Origin of the sequence: Coleofasciculus sp. A1-SPW-01, assembly GCF_040217205.1 — a bacterium.
GTDB classification, from domain to species: Bacteria; Cyanobacteriota; Cyanobacteriia; order Cyanobacteriales; family Coleofasciculaceae; genus Coleofasciculus; species Coleofasciculus chthonoplastes_A.
Window position 1 is genome coordinate 13107 of the sequence record NZ_JAVJNP010000031.1, and the last position, 15368, is coordinate 28474.

Consider the following 15368-nt stretch of genomic DNA (forward strand, 5'->3'; position numbering starts at 1 on the left):
TGTCCTTTGTCTTATGTCCGTTGTCATTCGTCCTTTGGGATGAATCCAAGGACTTGGCGAAGATATTTAGTCGATGATTTCACCCGTTTTCTTCAGCATTCGTACCTTGCGTCCCTCTTCAGTCAAGGTGTAACTGATACGACTTGCCACTTTTTGCTTTTCCGAATACAGCATGACATTGGAACTGTGAATCGGGGATTCAATGGTAGCAATTTGACCTGTTTCCCCTTCTTGCTGAGGCTTAACGTGTTTGGTTTTAATGTTCACGCCTTTGACGACAACCTTACTGTCTTTCGGTAAGGTTTGCAGAATTTCTCCGACCTTACCTTTATCGTGACCACTAATCACTTGCACCGTGTCGCCTTTTTTAACGTGCATTTTGTAACGCGGTGGCGCATTTTCTGTCTTTTTAGCCATCAGAGTACCTCCGGCGCTAAGGACACAATTTTCGTGTAATTTCTTTCCCGTAGTTCTCGCGCTACTGGACCAAATACACGAGTTCCTCTGGGATTACCTTCCGGGTTAATAATCACAGCCGCATTATCGTCAAAACGAATACTCATGCCGCTTTCCCGGCGCAATCCTTTACGAGTGCGGACAATAACAGCCCGAACCACATCGGACTTTTTAATTGCCATGTTAGGAATCGCATCCTTAACCACAGCAATAATCACGTCACCCACACTACCGTAACGTCGATTTCCGGAACCGACGACGCGAATGCACATTACTTTACGCGCACCGCTATTGTCAGCCACATTTAAATAGGTTTGTTGTTGAATCATCTGATTTGTACTCTTGATTCAGAGTTATGAGTTGTGAGGCAAGTCTGAGTGGATTTCACGATCGTTTCTCACCGATTCGTGACCATTTCCCAAAACCAAGTTCCTTCGAGGGTGGCGAAGGGTCAAGACGCCTTAATTAAATTGAGGCACTATTGAGAATATCCGTAACCTGCCAGCGTTTCGTGCGACTGAGAGGTCGGGTTTCTTGAATGCGGACGCGATCGCCTTCTTGGCAGCGATTTTCTTCATCGTGTGCCTTGTATCGCTTGGTATTGACAACAATTTTGCCGTACTTCGGGTGGGGCGATCGGTTTTCGACAGCAACAACTACAGTTTTATCCATTTTGTTGCTCACAACCAAACCAACTCGTTCTTTTACTGCCATCGTGATTTACTCCTCTTCTTTTGCCTCAGATGGTGAGGATTCAGGGGTGACTTCAGTCGCATCGGGTTCACTCACTGACTCTTGCTCATCGGCTTGAACCGACTCTTTTACCTCGGCTTGAGGGGGTTGAGTCGTGGCTGTAGCCGTTGTCGCGGCATCGGCTGAATCACTCACCGTTTGTGGGGTTGTCTCTTCAGACACTGCTGCCAATTGCCGCTCTCGCGCGACAGTCATCATCTGAGAAATGCGATGTTTGAGATGCTTAAACTGATGGGGTTTTTCCAAACGGCGGGTGGCTTGTTGCAACCGCAGTTCAAATAGCTCACGCTTGGCAGCTAAAATTTCATCCGCTAACTCTTGATCGCTTAAGGTTCTGGCGTCGTCTATTTTGGGCAAAGGCATAAATACTTATTCCCCTTCACGAGTAACGAACTTTGTTTTAATGGGAAATTTGTTAGCCGCTAGACGCATGGCTTCGCGGGCAAGGGGTTCGGGAACACCAGCGATTTCATAGAGAATTCGACCGGGTTTAACCACAGCTACCCAATATTCAGGTGACCCTTTCCCGGAACCCATACGAGTTTCCGCCGGACGCATGGTCACAGGTTTATCTGGAAACACGCGAATCCAGATTTTTCCGCCCCGGCGAATATAGCGAGTCATGGCTCGACGACCTGCTTCAATTTGACGCGCCGTAATCCAAGACGGTTCAATCGCTTGCAAGCCAAAGTCCCCAAAATTGAGGGAGTTGCCGCGCGTCGCTTGACCTCTCATCCGCCCGCGATGCTGTTTGCGGAATTTTGTACGTTTAGGACTTAACATAGTGATTTTTGTCCGTTATCAGTTAGTCGTGATTGTTTCTCCTTTGTCTGTTGTCACCTGCTTCAGGACAAAAGACAAAAGACTATTCATTGGAACGATCTTCAAATTGCTGGCGACGCCGTTGTTGACGGCGACGGGGTTGAGCGGTGGGCGGCGGGGCGACATCTTCGGTAGACGGAATAATTTCGCCTTTGAAGATCCAAACTTTCACGCCGAGAATCCCATAGGTAGTGCTAGCGGTACGGTAGGAATAATCAATATCCGCCCGCAGGGTATGCAGGGGAACTCGACCTTCACGAGTCCACTCCGTTCGCGCAATTTCCGCCCCATTCAGGCGACCACTCACTTGCACTTTGATGCCTTGGACATCTGCCCGCTGCGCCCGTTGAATCGCTTGACGAACAACTCGACGGAAGGACACGCGGCGTTCGAGCTGTTGGGCAATATACTCCGCAATTAGCTCCGCATCGGCATCCACCCGAGCGACTTCAATGACATTGATGCGAATTTGACGATTGCTCCCCAAAAGGTCTTGTAGACCTGTACGCAAGGATTCAATGCCACTACCGCCCCGACCAACCACGACACCGGGTCGGGCTGTATGAACTTCTAAATCAATTTGATCGGCTTTGCGTTCGATCCGGATCATCGAAATTCCGGCGTTACTCAGGTTTTTTTCGACATATTGTCGGATGATGTAGTCCTCTTGCAGGACTTCTGGGTAACGCTTGGTATCAGCAAACCAACGGGAGCGATGCTCTTGAGTGACACCTAAGCGAAAACCAATTGGATGAATTTTTTGTCCCACGAATCCTTCCTTTACTTTTTGTTTATCCGTTGTCAATCGTGCATCATTTAATTTATGACGATTAACTAGTCCTCAACTTGGGGTGAAACCGCCACCGTTATATGACAGGTTGGCTTGCGAATCTGATAAGCTCGACCTTGGGCTCTGGGGCGATAGCGCCTAAAGCTGGGTCCCATATCAGCAGAAGCATGGCTAATCACCAAGTTTGTTGGATCTAAACCCGCATTATGTTCGGCATTTGCCACGGCGGATCGTAGGACTTTCAGCACGGGTTCGCACGCCCGGTACGGCATAAATTCTAGAATAATCAGGGCTTCGCGGTAGGAACGTCCGCGAATCTGATCAAGAACCCGCCTGACTTTAAAGGGGGACATGCGAATGTAACGTGCGATCGCTTTGGTTTCTACTGTCGTATCTATCGTCGCCATAGTTTTTGTGATCTCTAATGGGGAAGAGCGAGATAAAAGCTGCCAACTCCGCGTCGATTAACGCGCCCGGCGATCGCTTTTAGAATGACCGCGAAAGGTACGAGTTGGGGCAAATTCGCCCAGTTTATGCCCCACCATCTGCTCATTGATAAAAATCGGCACATGGGTTCTGCCATTATGAACGGCGATGGTATGACCCACCATTTGCGGCAGAATGGTTGAGGCGCGTGACCAGGTTTTAATTACCTGCTTTTCGCCTTTAGTATTCAAGGCTTCAATCTTACTCAGAAGACTGTCGGCAATAAATGGACCTTTTTTTAATGAACGACCCATAATCTCAATATGGTAAATGGTCAGTGATTGGATGCAAGCGTTAAGCTTGACGCCCACCTCGTCCTCGCTTCGAGGATTTGCGCCGACGGCGGACAACTAAAGCCGTGCTTTGTTTTTTCGGCTTCCGAGTTTTAGCACCCAAAGTAGGTTTACCCCATGGTGTGACTGGACCTGAGCGACCAATAGGCGCTCTGCCTTCACCACCACCATGCGGGTGATCAACCGGGTTCATGACGCTTCCTCTGACTTTAGGACGGCGTCCTAAGCGACGGCTACGACCGGCTTTCCCTAAACTGAGGTTACGAGCATCACTATTCCCCACCTGTCCAATCGTGGCATAGCAATTTCGCTGCACCATGCGAACTTCCGTCGAGGGTAGCTTCAGCGTGACATACTTTCCTTCTTTGGCAACGACTTGGGCACTTACTCCAGCCGCACGGACGATTTGACCGCCTTTTCCGGGTATCAGTTCTACGTTATGCACGCTGGTTCCTAGAGGGATATTGCTCAGAGGTAAAGCATTACCCACCTCAATCGGAGCATCGGGTCCAGAAATCACAGATGCGCCTACTTCTAAACCAGCCGGATGTAAAATATAGCGTTTTTCGCCATCCTGATAGTAAAGCAGGGCAATCCGGGCGTTCCGGTTAGGGTCATATTCAATGGATGCTACTTTAGCCGGAATATTGTGCTTGTTCCGGTGAAAGTCGATGATCCGGTAGAGGCGCTTGTGTCCACCTCCTCGACGCCGACTGGTAATCACCCCCCGATTATTGCGACCCTTGGGACGGTGATTAGATTTCGTTAGCGATTTTTCTGGTTCATCGCGGGTAATCTCCGCAAAGTCTGAGAGCGTAACCTGACGGGTACTAGGGGTATAGGGTCTATAACTACGAGTTCCCATAAAACTATCCTTTATTTGTCATTTGTCATTTGTCCCTGAAAACTCGGTCGGGGCGGGTTTAGTTGCCCCCGACACATTCAACACTCACCATTGTTTTATACGTCTGGGAACAGCGTAATTGAGTCTTCAGGCGCTAAGGTGACAATTGCCCGTTTATACTGGGGCTTGTACCCGATAAATCTGCCGACGCGACGCTTTCTGCGAGGTGGCATTAAGGTATTTACACCCGTAACTTTGACATCAAAAAGGCTTTCTATTGCCGCTTTGATTTCAGGTTTAGTGGCTTTGGGAACCACATCAAAGACATATTTATTATCTTCTAAAAGCAACGTGGCTTTTTCAGTCACAATTGGGCGCAGCACCATATCTGCCAGGTCGCGGGGGTTAGTTGATTTAGTCACTGTAAACCTCCTGAATTTTGGCAAGGGCTGTATTGGTGGTGACAATTTTGTCAGCGTTCAATACATCGTAGACATTTAAGCTATCCGCATAGATTAGCTTGATGCTTGGCACATTACGCGCTGACAAATAAACCTGCTGTGCGGGTTGCGGTAAAATCAAAAGGACTTTTTGCTTGGGATCAATTCCCCAACGCGCGATCGCGTCCATCAAGTCTTTGGTTTTAGGACGGGGCAGTTGATCGGCAAACTCTTCGACGACAATCATATCCTCAGCTCGACCCTGCAATGCTGTTCGCAATGCCAAGCGCCGCTCTTTGCGGTTCATCTTCAGGTTATAGTCTCTGGGCTTGGGACCAAAGATAATGCCCCCACCTCGCCACAAGGGTGAGCGGTTTGAGCCAGCCCGAGCGCGACCCGTTCCTTTTTGCCGCCACGGTTTCCGTCCGCCGCCTCTAACTTCGGCGCGGGTTTTTGTGGATGCGGTTCCTTGACGAGCATTGGTCATTTGTCTAACTAATGCTCGATGAACAATGTGAGACGCACTATCTTCTTTGGCGACTTTCAGCTCTAGGGTTGCCTGTCCCACTTCTTCCCCTTGCCAGTTTCGCACTATACAATCGACCATAGTTTTTAGTCCTTAGTCTTTATTCTGGTTGTTCATGATTCATCGGTGGGCATAAACAATGAATAATGAACAATCAACAATCAACAATCCATGACTATCGCCCGACTTTATTCGTGGGTGCAATATTTAAAAGCGCTCCTGGCTTACCGGGAACTGCCCCTTTAATAATCAGTAGGTTTCGCTCTGTGTCTACGCGCACCACCTGTAGTTTGCGAATGGTCTGACGTTTACCACCATAACGACCCGCCATTTTCTTCCCTGGGAAGGTACGACCGGGCGTTGTTCCAGCACCAGTGGAACCGGGTAAGCGGTGGTTTTTTGAACCATGCGCCATAGGTCCGCGCTTAAAGTTATGGCGTTTTTGATAGCCAGCAAAGCCGCGACCGATGGTATTTCCAGAGACATCAACTAGTTGACCCGCACTAAATATCTCCGCATTAATAACTTGACCGAGTTGGAATTCGTCAGTGTTATCTAGGCGATATTCGCGCAGGTGACGTAAAGGGGGAGCCTCAGATTTGGCTAAATGCCCCTTTTCTGGCTTATTGACTGCCTTTTCCTTAACTTCGTGATAGCCCAGTTGCACAGCACTGTAGCCATCCGTTTGCTTGGTTTTGATTTGAGTCACCCGACAAGGACCCGCTTGAACGACTGTGACAGGAAGGGCGCGTCCTTCCTCGTCAAAGACTTGGGTCATGCCGAGTTTCGTGCCGAGGATACCGACAGACACTGGCTTCTCCTTTCTAGACGGTACAGCGAGGCAAATTTGGCGTTGATTCACAAGTGAATCCGCTCTACCTCAGCAGGTTATCTTCCTGACTAATCGACAGGGATTTCCTCGATTGAGGGTAATTCTTGCCTGGTTAGTTGTGGAAATTTGGGTTAGTTACTGACTAACCGCGTCGCCTTGGAACGCTGGGACTTAAAGAGTTATCTCCTCAGTATCCCCACGAGGCGCAGTGCAAGTGCCAAAGGTCAAAAGCTGCTACTACAAGAGCTATCTGGCTTTTTGATCTGAGTTCACTCTAGTTCCACTGTAGAACTAGCATACCTCAACTTGGTAGTTTGACTGGATAAATCCAAGACCACAGCTTCTGTTAACCTAAGTTGCGATCGAGTAAGTCGCGATCGCGCAACCTAGCAATTTGGTCACAATTGCTCAGTATAGAATAATTCCCTAACTTTGTCTAGGAAATTGGCGACAATTTTATGCATCCGAGTCAGCTCGCCTGGAAAGCCGCACGCTCATTCACAATCCGGGGAACCCGCCAACCCGCCATGCACCTGGTCTAAGCCTCCACCTTAAATGGTACGCTCAAAAGCTGGACAATTAATTTGTGGAACAGGTGTAAGGGAGTGATTCCAGACTTCGACGAAAACGGCAATCTACCACCAGGAGTGCATTTTTGCGAATGGGAGGAATTTGTAGAACGATTTGGAACCAATGCGCTTAGGTTGCGTTTAATACGGGGACTGCAAATGGCAATGGATCAGCTAAAAGCAGCAGGTTGCCGGACAATATATATCAATGGCAGCTTTGTTACCATCAAAGCAGACCCAAGGGATTTCGATGCCTGTTGGGATAGAGAAGAGGTAGATATAGACTATCTCAGAATTCATGCTCCTCGATTACTGAATCATTATGACCGTGCTGGACAGAAAGCTAAATATGGAGGTGAAATCTTTCCATCCGACCAACCCATCGGCAATTACGGAATGGATTCTTTTGAATTATTTCAGCAAGATAGAAAGTACAATAAAAAAGGGATTATTGCCATAGATTTAGTGAGGTGGAAATTATGATTAAAGATGAAAAAGAGTATACAGTTACTCAGGGGCTTATCGGAGAATTTGAAAAATCTATAGCCGCAACAGAGAGGGATGAAGCCAGGAAAACAAATGATCCTGACGGCTGGGAGCTGATGAGAAGTTCATTACAATCTCATCTCGATAAATTAAAAGCAGAAATCGCTGAATATGAAAGGCTTACATCCCACGATCGCCACAGCCCTATCGTACTGAATCTCGACGATCTTGACTATTTCCCGCAAGTTTTAATTAAAGCGCGTATGGCGGCTAAACTCAGCCATCAAGAACTAGCGAACTTAGCTGGACTTACGGAAGAGCAAATCAAACGCTATGAAGGTAATGATTACGAAGATGCCAGTTTCCTGGATGTCAGATTTGTGATTGATGCCCTAGATATTAAAATTCAAAACGGGGAGTTTTTAATTCCTTTAGATACGCTGAGAAGAACTCCGATTACTAAAGAAGAATTGCTAAAGTCTCAGGCAACAAATCGGGAGCAAAGCAGTACGAATTGAGATTATTAGATTGTGCGATCGCTACTTATGCAAATATAATTTTTATTTTGCGGATAATTGTAATGTAAAAGTTACTATTTTAATTAAAATTTAGATATAATTTATAATCGAGATATAGCTACTTCTAATATTTACTGAAGTATCTATATTTAATTTCTGGATGCTTTGCTAAAAAGCGTTCTATTTCTAGCCGAGACCACTCATCTATTTCAATACTTGTCTGGTCAGCAATTGCTTCTAACTTGTCATATAGTGCAGAGTCGATAATACCGCTGGTCATTCGAATAATCGTGATCGCATAATTTCATTTATCCTAGCAAGCTGAGTCGTCCCTACCCAAACCAATTCCGACTTATCACCAGGAATTGCCAAGAGCGATCGCAGTAAGATAGATCTAAAACGAGGTGAATCATTGCCCATTCTTTAGATGGTTATTCTGGATATGAATCGGATGTAATTGTTTTGGATGAACTTGAACTGATTGATGAACCAGATTGGGAAAGTTGCTCTATCATCACTCTGGGCAAATCGCTCAAGATCATTATAGAGGCTTTGTCTAAGTCCTAGGGATGTTACGTCAGATGTAGGGGCGCAAGGCTTGCGCCCTTGGTGATGTACAATCATATAAGCTCTAATTAATAGAAGAAATTGCAGCAGTATAGCATGGCGGTCAATGGAAATGGCAGAGGTATGGGTACAATAGGAGAAAGATCATGAGGTTTATTGATTCGGTATATTTAATCGATGGCATACAGTAGTTTCACCTTAGCTAAAGCTAAAAAAGAGTTTAACTTAACGACTGTTGAAGGAGGACGGTTTCTACCACCCATTGATCCTATAGCTCCTAGTGCTAGGCTACAAGAAGCGTTGACCGATTTGCCGTGGGCTATTGCGGTTGGCTCAGAAAAGGCTAAGTCAGAGGGGATTATTTATCCCATTTTGCAAGAGGTGAGACGAATTTTTAGAAATCAGATCAGCCTTTTTTCGGGTCGGGATTTTACGGTGGATATGAGTAAAGGATTGAATGGCTATGTTGATTACTTGATTAGTAGTTCTCAAGAACAATTGGAGATTGAAGCACCAGTGGTTGTGGTGGGGGAAGCCAAACGAGATAATCTGAATGAAGGCTTGGGACAGTGCATCGCAGAAATGGTTGCTGCTCAAATGTTTAATCAAGCTAATCAGGTGAGTATCTCGACAATTTACGGGTCAGTTAGTAACGGGACTCAATGGCGTTTTTTGAAATTAGAAGGGTCAACAGTAACTATAGATTTGATGGATTATGCTCTACCTCCAGTAGACCAAATTTTAGGTTGTTTGATTTGGATGGTTGGAGTATCTACAAATTCGTCTCCCCAGGCTCACCTCGACTAAAAGGAATGATGCTTACGAAAAAATGATACTGAAAATTTGCTTATTTATATAGAAAACATTTAGGGACGCACCGACGTGCGCCCCTACCCATCCTGTTGATAATACTCACTATTTTTTCCCCAGATCAGGGATAACCAACATAAAAAGAATACCGAAAACAATAATCGCCAGAGCTTGTTCTGTGGTCAGTAGATTCGGTCTGACTAGATACAAGACAGCAAAGCCAAGTAACGCAATTGTCAGATTCCGAGACAGCAGCCCCGGCATTACCAGAGTCGCAATGATGCAAAATGCGATTATTGCAATGGCTACTTCCATGGTTTGTGTTTCCTTGTTTCGGGTAATTACAGGGCGTTTAGCAAGGCGGAAAGCCTAACCGATCGCCTACTATCAATCAGCCGTTACCTTTAACCCGATTCCTCGTGGACAAGATTTGTCGGTTTCTGTCGGGTTGGCTTGTGTACGGGTTCCCCCTATACGTTATACGGCACTCGGCAACGTAACTCTAAACTATCTCAAAACCGCTCATAAGTCAGTAGTGAGCAACTGCTCATTTGGACTCTACGCGATCGCAACCCCTAGAAAACACGCCTATCCCTTATCCCAATAAGGCTTTCCCTAACTTCGAGTCCGGGTAAAGTTGTGTTAAAATCTTAAAAGAAAGTAGCACATTTTAGCAACTATTTGGGTTAAACATGGCGGTTTAGCTCACTTTTTGCGCTTTTTTTGCCTAAATCCTGAATTTTTATGGAGTTTTTCGTTCTATGAGTACCTCCCAAGAGCGGATTGTCCCGACAAATCTTCGCAGCGAAATGTCTAGGTCATACCTAGAATATGCCATGAGCGTCATCGTGGGTCGGGCGCTACCCGATGCGAGGGATGGACTCAAGCCTGTACATCGGCGGATTCTCTATGCGATGCATGAACTGGGACTCACGCCCGATCGCCCGTTCCGTAAATGCGCCCGTGTTGTGGGTGAAGTCTTGGGTAAATATCATCCCCACGGCGATACAGCGGTGTACGATGCCTTAGTTCGCATGGCACAAGATTTCTCCATGCGATCGCCCCTAATTAACGGACATGGTAACTTTGGGTCGGTGGATAATGACCCACCTGCGGCAATGCGTTACACAGAATGCCGCTTGCAATCCTTAGCCACAGACTCCCTACTCCGGGACATTGAGTCAGAAACGGTCGATTTTCTGGATAACTTCGATGGATCACAACAAGAACCCATCGTTCTCCCCGCCCGGGTTCCCCAGATACTCCTGAATGGATCATCGGGTATTGCCGTTGGTATGGCAACCAATATCCCGCCCCATAATTTGGGGGAATTGGTAGATGGCTTAGTCGCCCTAATCCATAACCCAGAAATCACCGAAAAAGAATTGATGCAGTATATTCCCGCCCCTGACTTTCCCACTGGCGGTCAAATCCTGGGCAGATCCGGCATCAAAGACGCCTACACTACCGGACGCGGTTCCATCACCATGCGGGGTGTAGCGCAAGTTGAAACCATTGAACACCGGGGACGCCCCGATAAAGAAGCGATTATTGTCACCGAATTGCCCTACCAAACCAATAAGGCGGCACTGATTGAAAAAATTGCCGAAATGGTGAATGATAAGCGCATTGAAGGCATTTCCGATATTCGCGACGAAAGCGATCGCCGGGGAATGCGGGTGGTGATTGAACTGAAGCGGGATGCCTATCCCCGTGTAGTTCTCAATAATCTTTATAAGCAAACCCCCCTGCAAAGCAATTTTGGTGCCAATATGTTGGCATTAGTCGGGAATGAACCGCAACTGTTGACAATCAAGCAGTTCCTCGAAGTCTTCCTGGAGTTCCGCATTGAAACAATTACCCGGCGCACCCAATACGAACTCCGCAAAGCGGAAGAACGGGATCATCTATTGCAAGGGTTACTCATTGCCCTGGATAACCTAGATGCGGTAATTGCCGTCATTCGCGCTGCTAATGATACCGCCACCGCCAAGAGTCAATTAATCGAGCAATTCGGACTGTCTGAACCCCAAGCTGATGCCATTTTGCAAATGCAACTGCGACGCTTAACGGCATTAGAAGCCCAGAAAATTCAAGCGGAACACGAAGAGTTACAAGTTCGCATTGCCGATCTGCAAGACATTCTGGCAAATCGATCGCGGATTCTGGAAATTATCGAAACCGAAGCGCTGCAGATTAAAACCACCCACGATACACCCCGTCGCACTGCAATTCAAGAGGTGGAAGGGGAACTGGATGATATTGACTTAATCGCCAATGAAAAAGCGGTGATTTTAGTCACTGAACAAGGGTATATCAAACGGATGCCGATTCACTCCTTTGCCGCCCAAGCCCGGGCAACACGGGGCAAAGCCGCCGCCCGGATGAAGGAAGATGACGGGGTTGAGCATTTCCTCACCTGCTGTGATCATGACAGCCTCCTATTTTTTAGCGATCGCGGTGTGGTTTATTCCCTACGCGCCTACCAAATCCCCGCCGCATCTCGCACCGCCAGAGGGGTTCCCATCGTGCAGATGCTTCCGATTCCCCACGATGAAAAAATTACCTCGGTTGTACCTGTTTCTGAGTTCACCGATGATGTTTATTTGGTGATGTTAACTCGTAAAGGGTATATCAAAAAAACGGCGTTGGATGCCTTTAGTAATATCCGGGCAAATGGTTTAATTGCCATTTCTTTGGGTGAAGGCGATCAACTGCGCTGGGTGCGTCTATGCCGAGCCGAAGATAGTATTATCATTGGTTCGAGTCAGGGCATGGCAATTCATTTTAAAGCCGATCACGATCAACTGCGTCCCCTAGGTCGGGCGACACGAGGGGTGAAGGCGATGAAACTGCGCTCTAAGGATGAGTTGATCAGTATGGATATTCTCCCGGCTCAAGTTGTCGAGAGGCTGATTGCTACAGCTAACAGTGAAGAGGTGGAAACAGAAGACGATACCAGCGATGAAGTGAATGGGGAAGAAGTTCACGAAACCGCCGGTCAAGGACCTTGGGTTTTGGTGGTTACCACAGGCGGTTTAGGTAAGCGAGTACCAGTGTCTCAATTCCGGCTGCAAAATCGGGCAGGAATGGGATTAGTGACAATTAAGTTCCGCCATAAGAAAGATAAACTCGCTGCATTGCGGGTGGTGAATGAAGGGGATGAGTTGATGATGGTGACAATGCGAGGGATTATTATTCGCCAAGCCTTGGATGCCATTTCCCCCCAATCCCGAATGGCGACAGGGATACGAGTACAGCGCTTAGATGAAGAGGATGCGATCGCAGCGGTGGCGTTAGTTCCTTTATCGGGTTCTGAGGAAGAAGCTGAAGCATTGGATGAAGCGTTGTAACGTCAATTAGGGAACAGGCAACAGTTTTCATCTGACTTCAATCCTAGCGTTTAGATCCCCCTAAATCCCCCTTAAAAAGGGGGACTTTGATTAATTTCTGAATGTATTTGATGTCCCAATTACCCTGGTGACTGCTGAATTAAGGCAGTTGTCAGTTAGCGGTGAGATAGGGCGGGTTTTGTTGTTCAGTTATTTCTGAATGGCTGATTTTATTTCCTAAACCCGCCCCTACAATTGACCGCTCAAGGCATTCAATGGTACAAGTAAATTTACTATAATTGAGCCATTTCTATTTCACTTTCACGCCTTATCCCACTCTCTCACCATGAAAAGAGGGGAGCAAGATAAGAGAAGAAGAAAGCGGTGTTACAGACGTGATTTTGAAGCATCGGGGAGTGATTGTTTCCCCTTCTCCCATGATGGGAGAAGGGGTTAGGGGATGAGGGCTGGCTTACCTTCAGTTGGTTTCCTCTGGTGAGGGAGAAGAAGAATCCGGAGACCAAACCCCAATATCAACCGTCATCGATATAATACCTGCGATCGCGGCGGCTATTCCCAGAATTCCCCCCACTATTTTCCCCACCTTCACCCATTCCGCCTTCGTTTGCGGAAATCCAGGAACCCTTATCCCCCGCCTGATACCCAATAACGCTAACCACTCCTCCATTGTTTGCGGGCGATCGCCATATTCCAATTTCATACCCTGGACAATCGCCTGATTTACCCGCTCAGAAATATCAAATTTTAGCGTCTTCGGTTCAACTAACTCAGCAATATCATCCAAACGATCTAACGCCGTTGCGGGAAATTTCCCGGTGAGTAAAACATATAATGTTGCAGCTAACGAATAAACATCTGTATACGCCCCCTGTTTTCGGTTCGTTGAACTTAACTCCACCGGGGCGAATTGCTTATCTTTCCAACGAGAAGTTAACGGATTATTAAACTCTCCGGCTAAATCAAAATCAATCAGCACCGCCTGCTGCTTTCCAGCGCGTACCATAATATTCTCTGGCTTCACATCCCGATGCAGCAATCCCTGTTGATGCACCTCAATTAACGCTTCACCCACCTGCTGGATATAAACCAAAGCTTCCTGTTGGGGTATGGGTAGCGTCAAGTCAGAAAGTTTAATCCCGGCGATATACTCCATCAAAATACAAAACAGTGACTCCTCTTGAAACGTGCGGTAAACTCGGACAATATGAGGATGTTTACAACGTTCCAGCTTCAGCGCCTCATCACAAAACTTTGACTCGATACTGGTTCGTTCTACATCCGGAAGTTGACTGAGAATATCCTGATTGAGGGTTTTGACAACAAAATCCTTTCCGGTATCATCCTGAACCCGATAGGTAATCGCACAACGTCCTCGTCCTAATTCCTGTTGTATCGTGTACTTGCCATTTTGTAACGTCTGTCCCGTTATCCAAGCCATTACCTGTAAATCCAAGACGTTACCTTATTCTGACACAAGGGCAATTTGTCTTATGTCTTATGTAAAGGTTTGAGGACTATTTACAGAACTTAATATAGTTTGGGCTTTTTCCACAAACCGACTTAGTCAGGCATGATGTAATAGGAAAAAAGAACAAGGAATCTAGGCGGAATGTCACTGACTGGTATGCTGGTGGGTTGAGCGAAGTCGAAACCCACCCTACGATAGATAAAGGGTTTTGGCACTCCCTAAATGCTTAAGGAGCGTGCTATTCAACCTAGGCGTGTTGATAATCTTTAACTCAATTAACAAAATTGATGTCTCGGTACTTATCAGCGGATTTATCAGATAATTATAAATTAATAAAAGTCCTATTCATCAAAAATAAAGCGTAAAAAAAGCCAAAACACGGCTGACATGTTCTCTGTTTTCGGAAACAAGTAAACAATTAAGATTTATTTTGTTTTAACTCAAATATCTGTAGTCAAGATATCCTAGACGTTATCTAAAGAAAAATTAGTCAGATCATTGGCTAATTCAGGGTAAAGGCAAATAACGAATGGATATCGTAGAATACAATCGCATCAAGCTGACCATCCGCCATCGACCTCTTTTGCTGTGGCTTTTGAGTAGTATTCTCGCCGCCGTTGGGCTAGGGGTAATTGCCTTTCAAGGCGGCTCAGCCCTAACCTGTCAGCGAACTGGACAAACGGGCAGTTGTGAATTGGTTAACTCCAGGTTGGTCGGAGCAAAGGTTAGAACTATTCCTTTAGACAGTTTACGAGATGCCAGCATTGAGAGCAATCCCAGGAATGAGAGTAATGATACTTATCGGGTTGTCCTCTTGACTAGAAGCAGTGAGATTCCCTTGACGTCGAACTATAGTTCCGATAGTAATCAGCAAGAATCTATTGCTTCCCAAATTAATACTTTTATTATGAATCAAGACCAGGTATCCCTGAACGTGCAGCAAGACGATCGCTGGTTTAGCTATCTGTTTGGCAGTTTATTGATCGGGGTGGGGTTGTTCGTGGCGGTGCGTAAAGGGAAAGTCGTTACCTTGAGCTTTGATAAAGTGCGCGATCGCATGATGCTCAAGCAACGGGGTTTGCTCAGGGGTACAACCATAGAACTCCCTCTTGCCGAGATTGTTGATGTGACGATAGAAACGATTAGAGATGCCAAAGATCGCCAGATAGAGCGAGTGGCTCTGGTTTTGAATTCGGGTAAGCATTTAGCCATCACTCCTGATGCTGATCCATTCTGGGACTACAAAAAAGTGGCTCACTGCATTCGCCTCTTTCTGAATCTCAACTCGGAACAGTCGTCGGGAAAGACGCCACAGCTCTGAGCAGGAGAAGCTGGGGGAGATAGGGGAGATGGGG

At 46.6% G+C, this 15368-nt stretch carries 20 protein-coding genes; 5 read left to right on the forward strand and 15 right to left on the reverse strand.

Annotation, left to right across the window (positions count from 1 at the left end; translation table 11 throughout):
• Positions 1-66: 66 nt before the first annotated feature.
• The 12 genes from rplX to rplC all read right to left on the reverse strand — a co-directional run bounded on the left by rplX (position 67) and on the right by rplC (position 6221).
• Positions 67-417 carry a 50S ribosomal protein L24 gene (rplX, locus tag RH949_RS05565; RefSeq protein WP_446352170.1) on the reverse strand — a complete coding sequence of 117 codons (351 nt, stop codon included), beginning with the start codon at positions 415-417 and terminating at the stop codon, positions 67-69.
• On the reverse strand, positions 417-785 hold the full coding sequence (gene rplN, locus RH949_RS05570; RefSeq protein ID WP_006100476.1) for a 50S ribosomal protein L14: 369 nt from the start codon (positions 783-785) through the stop codon (positions 417-419). The genes rplX and rplN overlap by 1 nt, the downstream gene beginning before the upstream one ends.
• A gap of 136 nt (positions 786-921) precedes the next feature.
• The gene (gene rpsQ / locus RH949_RS05575) at positions 922-1170 is read right to left on the reverse strand and encodes a 30S ribosomal protein S17 (RefSeq protein ID WP_044206595.1); all 249 of its coding nucleotides are present in this window, start codon (positions 1168-1170) and stop codon (positions 922-924) included.
• A gap of 6 nt (positions 1171-1176) precedes the next feature.
• Complete coding sequence (gene rpmC / locus RH949_RS05580; protein ID WP_446352171.1) at positions 1177-1572, reverse strand: 50S ribosomal protein L29; 396 nt, start codon at positions 1570-1572, stop codon at positions 1177-1179.
• 6 nt (positions 1573-1578) lie between these two features.
• Entirely contained in the window at positions 1579-1992 is a 414-nt protein-coding gene (gene rplP / locus RH949_RS05585) for a 50S ribosomal protein L16 (protein WP_006100407.1), read from the reverse strand.
• A gap of 82 nt (positions 1993-2074) precedes the next feature.
• Positions 2075-2800 (reverse strand): 30S ribosomal protein S3, encoded by a 726-nt coding sequence (gene rpsC / locus RH949_RS05590; RefSeq protein ID WP_446352172.1) that lies wholly within the window; start codon positions 2798-2800, stop codon positions 2075-2077.
• 65 nt (positions 2801-2865) lie between these two features.
• Complete coding sequence (gene rplV / locus RH949_RS05595; protein ID WP_006100589.1) at positions 2866-3228, reverse strand: 50S ribosomal protein L22; 363 nt, start codon at positions 3226-3228, stop codon at positions 2866-2868.
• Between the two features lie 57 nt (positions 3229-3285).
• Complete coding sequence (rpsS, locus tag RH949_RS05600) at positions 3286-3561, reverse strand: 30S ribosomal protein S19 (RefSeq protein ID WP_006100735.1); 276 nt, start codon at positions 3559-3561, stop codon at positions 3286-3288.
• 40 nt (positions 3562-3601) lie between these two features.
• Positions 3602-4465 carry a 50S ribosomal protein L2 gene (gene rplB, locus RH949_RS05605; RefSeq protein ID WP_006100464.1) on the reverse strand — a complete coding sequence of 288 codons (864 nt, stop codon included), beginning with the start codon at positions 4463-4465 and terminating at the stop codon, positions 3602-3604.
• A gap of 95 nt (positions 4466-4560) precedes the next feature.
• Positions 4561-4866 (reverse strand): 50S ribosomal protein L23, encoded by a 306-nt coding sequence (locus tag RH949_RS05610; RefSeq protein ID WP_006100514.1) that lies wholly within the window; start codon positions 4864-4866, stop codon positions 4561-4563.
• Complete coding sequence (gene rplD / locus RH949_RS05615) at positions 4859-5491, reverse strand: 50S ribosomal protein L4 (protein WP_044206591.1); 633 nt, start codon at positions 5489-5491, stop codon at positions 4859-4861. Before rplD ends, RH949_RS05610 begins: the two co-directional genes overlap by 8 nt.
• 94 nt (positions 5492-5585) lie before the next feature.
• Complete coding sequence (gene rplC, locus RH949_RS05620; RefSeq protein WP_006100706.1) at positions 5586-6221, reverse strand: 50S ribosomal protein L3; 636 nt, start codon at positions 6219-6221, stop codon at positions 5586-5588.
• 626 nt (positions 6222-6847) lie between these two features.
• On the opposite strand from rplC, the gene RH949_RS05625 reads away from it, so the two are divergent.
• Positions 6848-7294: a DUF6932 family protein gene (locus RH949_RS05625; RefSeq protein ID WP_044206588.1), complete on the forward strand. Its 447-nt coding sequence runs from the start codon at positions 6848-6850 to the stop codon at positions 7292-7294.
• Positions 7291-7815, forward strand: coding sequence for a helix-turn-helix domain-containing protein (locus tag RH949_RS05630; protein ID WP_446352173.1), 525 nt, complete (start codon positions 7291-7293; stop codon positions 7813-7815). The genes RH949_RS05625 and RH949_RS05630 overlap by 4 nt, the downstream gene beginning before the upstream one ends.
• Positions 7816-7939: 124 nt before the next feature.
• Here the strand turns inward: RH949_RS05630 and RH949_RS05635 are convergent, their stop codons facing one another.
• Complete coding sequence (locus RH949_RS05635; protein ID WP_446352174.1) at positions 7940-8095, reverse strand: hypothetical protein; 156 nt, start codon at positions 8093-8095, stop codon at positions 7940-7942.
• 464 nt (positions 8096-8559) lie between these two features.
• Between RH949_RS05635 and RH949_RS05640 the strand changes: the two genes are divergently transcribed.
• Positions 8560-9189: a hypothetical protein gene (locus tag RH949_RS05640; RefSeq protein ID WP_006100492.1), complete on the forward strand. Its 630-nt coding sequence runs from the start codon at positions 8560-8562 to the stop codon at positions 9187-9189.
• A 108-nt stretch (positions 9190-9297) separates the two neighbouring features.
• Here RH949_RS05640 and RH949_RS05645 read toward each other — a convergent pair whose 3' ends face one another.
• Complete coding sequence (locus RH949_RS05645) at positions 9298-9507, reverse strand: hypothetical protein (protein WP_044206585.1); 210 nt, start codon at positions 9505-9507, stop codon at positions 9298-9300.
• A gap of 446 nt (positions 9508-9953) precedes the next feature.
• Between RH949_RS05645 and gyrA the strand changes: the two genes are divergently transcribed.
• On the forward strand, positions 9954-12545 hold the full coding sequence (gene gyrA, locus RH949_RS05650) for a DNA gyrase subunit A (protein WP_044206581.1): 2592 nt from the start codon (positions 9954-9956) through the stop codon (positions 12543-12545).
• 457 nt (positions 12546-13002) lie between these two features.
• Here the strand turns inward: gyrA and RH949_RS05655 are convergent, their stop codons facing one another.
• The gene (locus tag RH949_RS05655) at positions 13003-13983 is read right to left on the reverse strand and encodes a serine/threonine protein kinase (RefSeq protein WP_446352175.1); all 981 of its coding nucleotides are present in this window, start codon (positions 13981-13983) and stop codon (positions 13003-13005) included.
• A gap of 559 nt (positions 13984-14542) precedes the next feature.
• Here RH949_RS05655 and RH949_RS05660 point away from each other — a divergent pair.
• The gene (locus tag RH949_RS05660) at positions 14543-15334 is read left to right on the forward strand and encodes a hypothetical protein (RefSeq protein WP_006100448.1); all 792 of its coding nucleotides are present in this window, start codon (positions 14543-14545) and stop codon (positions 15332-15334) included.
• The last annotated feature ends 34 nt before the right edge of the window (positions 15335-15368 follow it).

Bases quoted from the DNA above. Each gene is read 5' to 3' on its own strand.
- rplB (WP_006100464.1), bottom strand. From the start codon at position 4,465: ATGGGAACTCGTAGTTATAGACCCTATACCCCTAGTACCCGTCAGGTT.
- RH949_RS05640 (WP_006100492.1), top strand. From the start codon at position 8,560: ATGGCATACAGTAGTTTCACCTTAGCTAAAGCTAAAAAAGAGTTTAAC.
- RH949_RS05655 (WP_446352175.1), bottom strand. From the start codon at position 13,983: ATGGCTTGGATAACGGGACAGACGTTACAAAATGGCAAGTACACGATA.
- gyrA (WP_044206581.1), top strand. From the start codon at position 9,954: ATGAGTACCTCCCAAGAGCGGATTGTCCCGACAAATCTTCGCAGCGAA.
- rplV (WP_006100589.1), bottom strand. From the start codon at position 3,228: ATGGCGACGATAGATACGACAGTAGAAACCAAAGCGATCGCACGTTAC.
- RH949_RS05660 (WP_006100448.1), top strand. From the start codon at position 14,543: ATGGATATCGTAGAATACAATCGCATCAAGCTGACCATCCGCCATCGA.
- RH949_RS05630 (WP_446352173.1), top strand. From the start codon at position 7,291: ATGATTAAAGATGAAAAAGAGTATACAGTTACTCAGGGGCTTATCGGA.
- rplX (WP_446352170.1), bottom strand. From the start codon at position 417: ATGGCTAAAAAGACAGAAAATGCGCCACCGCGTTACAAAATGCACGTT.
- rplP (WP_006100407.1), bottom strand. From the start codon at position 1,992: ATGTTAAGTCCTAAACGTACAAAATTCCGCAAACAGCATCGCGGGCGG.
- rpmC (WP_446352171.1), bottom strand. From the start codon at position 1,572: ATGCCTTTGCCCAAAATAGACGACGCCAGAACCTTAAGCGATCAAGAG.
- rplD (WP_044206591.1), bottom strand. From the start codon at position 5,491: ATGGTCGATTGTATAGTGCGAAACTGGCAAGGGGAAGAAGTGGGACAG.
- rpsQ (WP_044206595.1), bottom strand. From the start codon at position 1,170: ATGGCAGTAAAAGAACGAGTTGGTTTGGTTGTGAGCAACAAAATGGAT.
- RH949_RS05635 (WP_446352174.1), bottom strand. From the start codon at position 8,095: ATGACCAGCGGTATTATCGACTCTGCACTATATGACAAGTTAGAAGCA.
- rpsS (WP_006100735.1), bottom strand. From the start codon at position 3,561: ATGGGTCGTTCATTAAAAAAAGGTCCATTTATTGCCGACAGTCTTCTG.
- RH949_RS05645 (WP_044206585.1), bottom strand. From the start codon at position 9,507: ATGGAAGTAGCCATTGCAATAATCGCATTTTGCATCATTGCGACTCTG.
- rplN (WP_006100476.1), bottom strand. From the start codon at position 785: ATGATTCAACAACAAACCTATTTAAATGTGGCTGACAATAGCGGTGCG.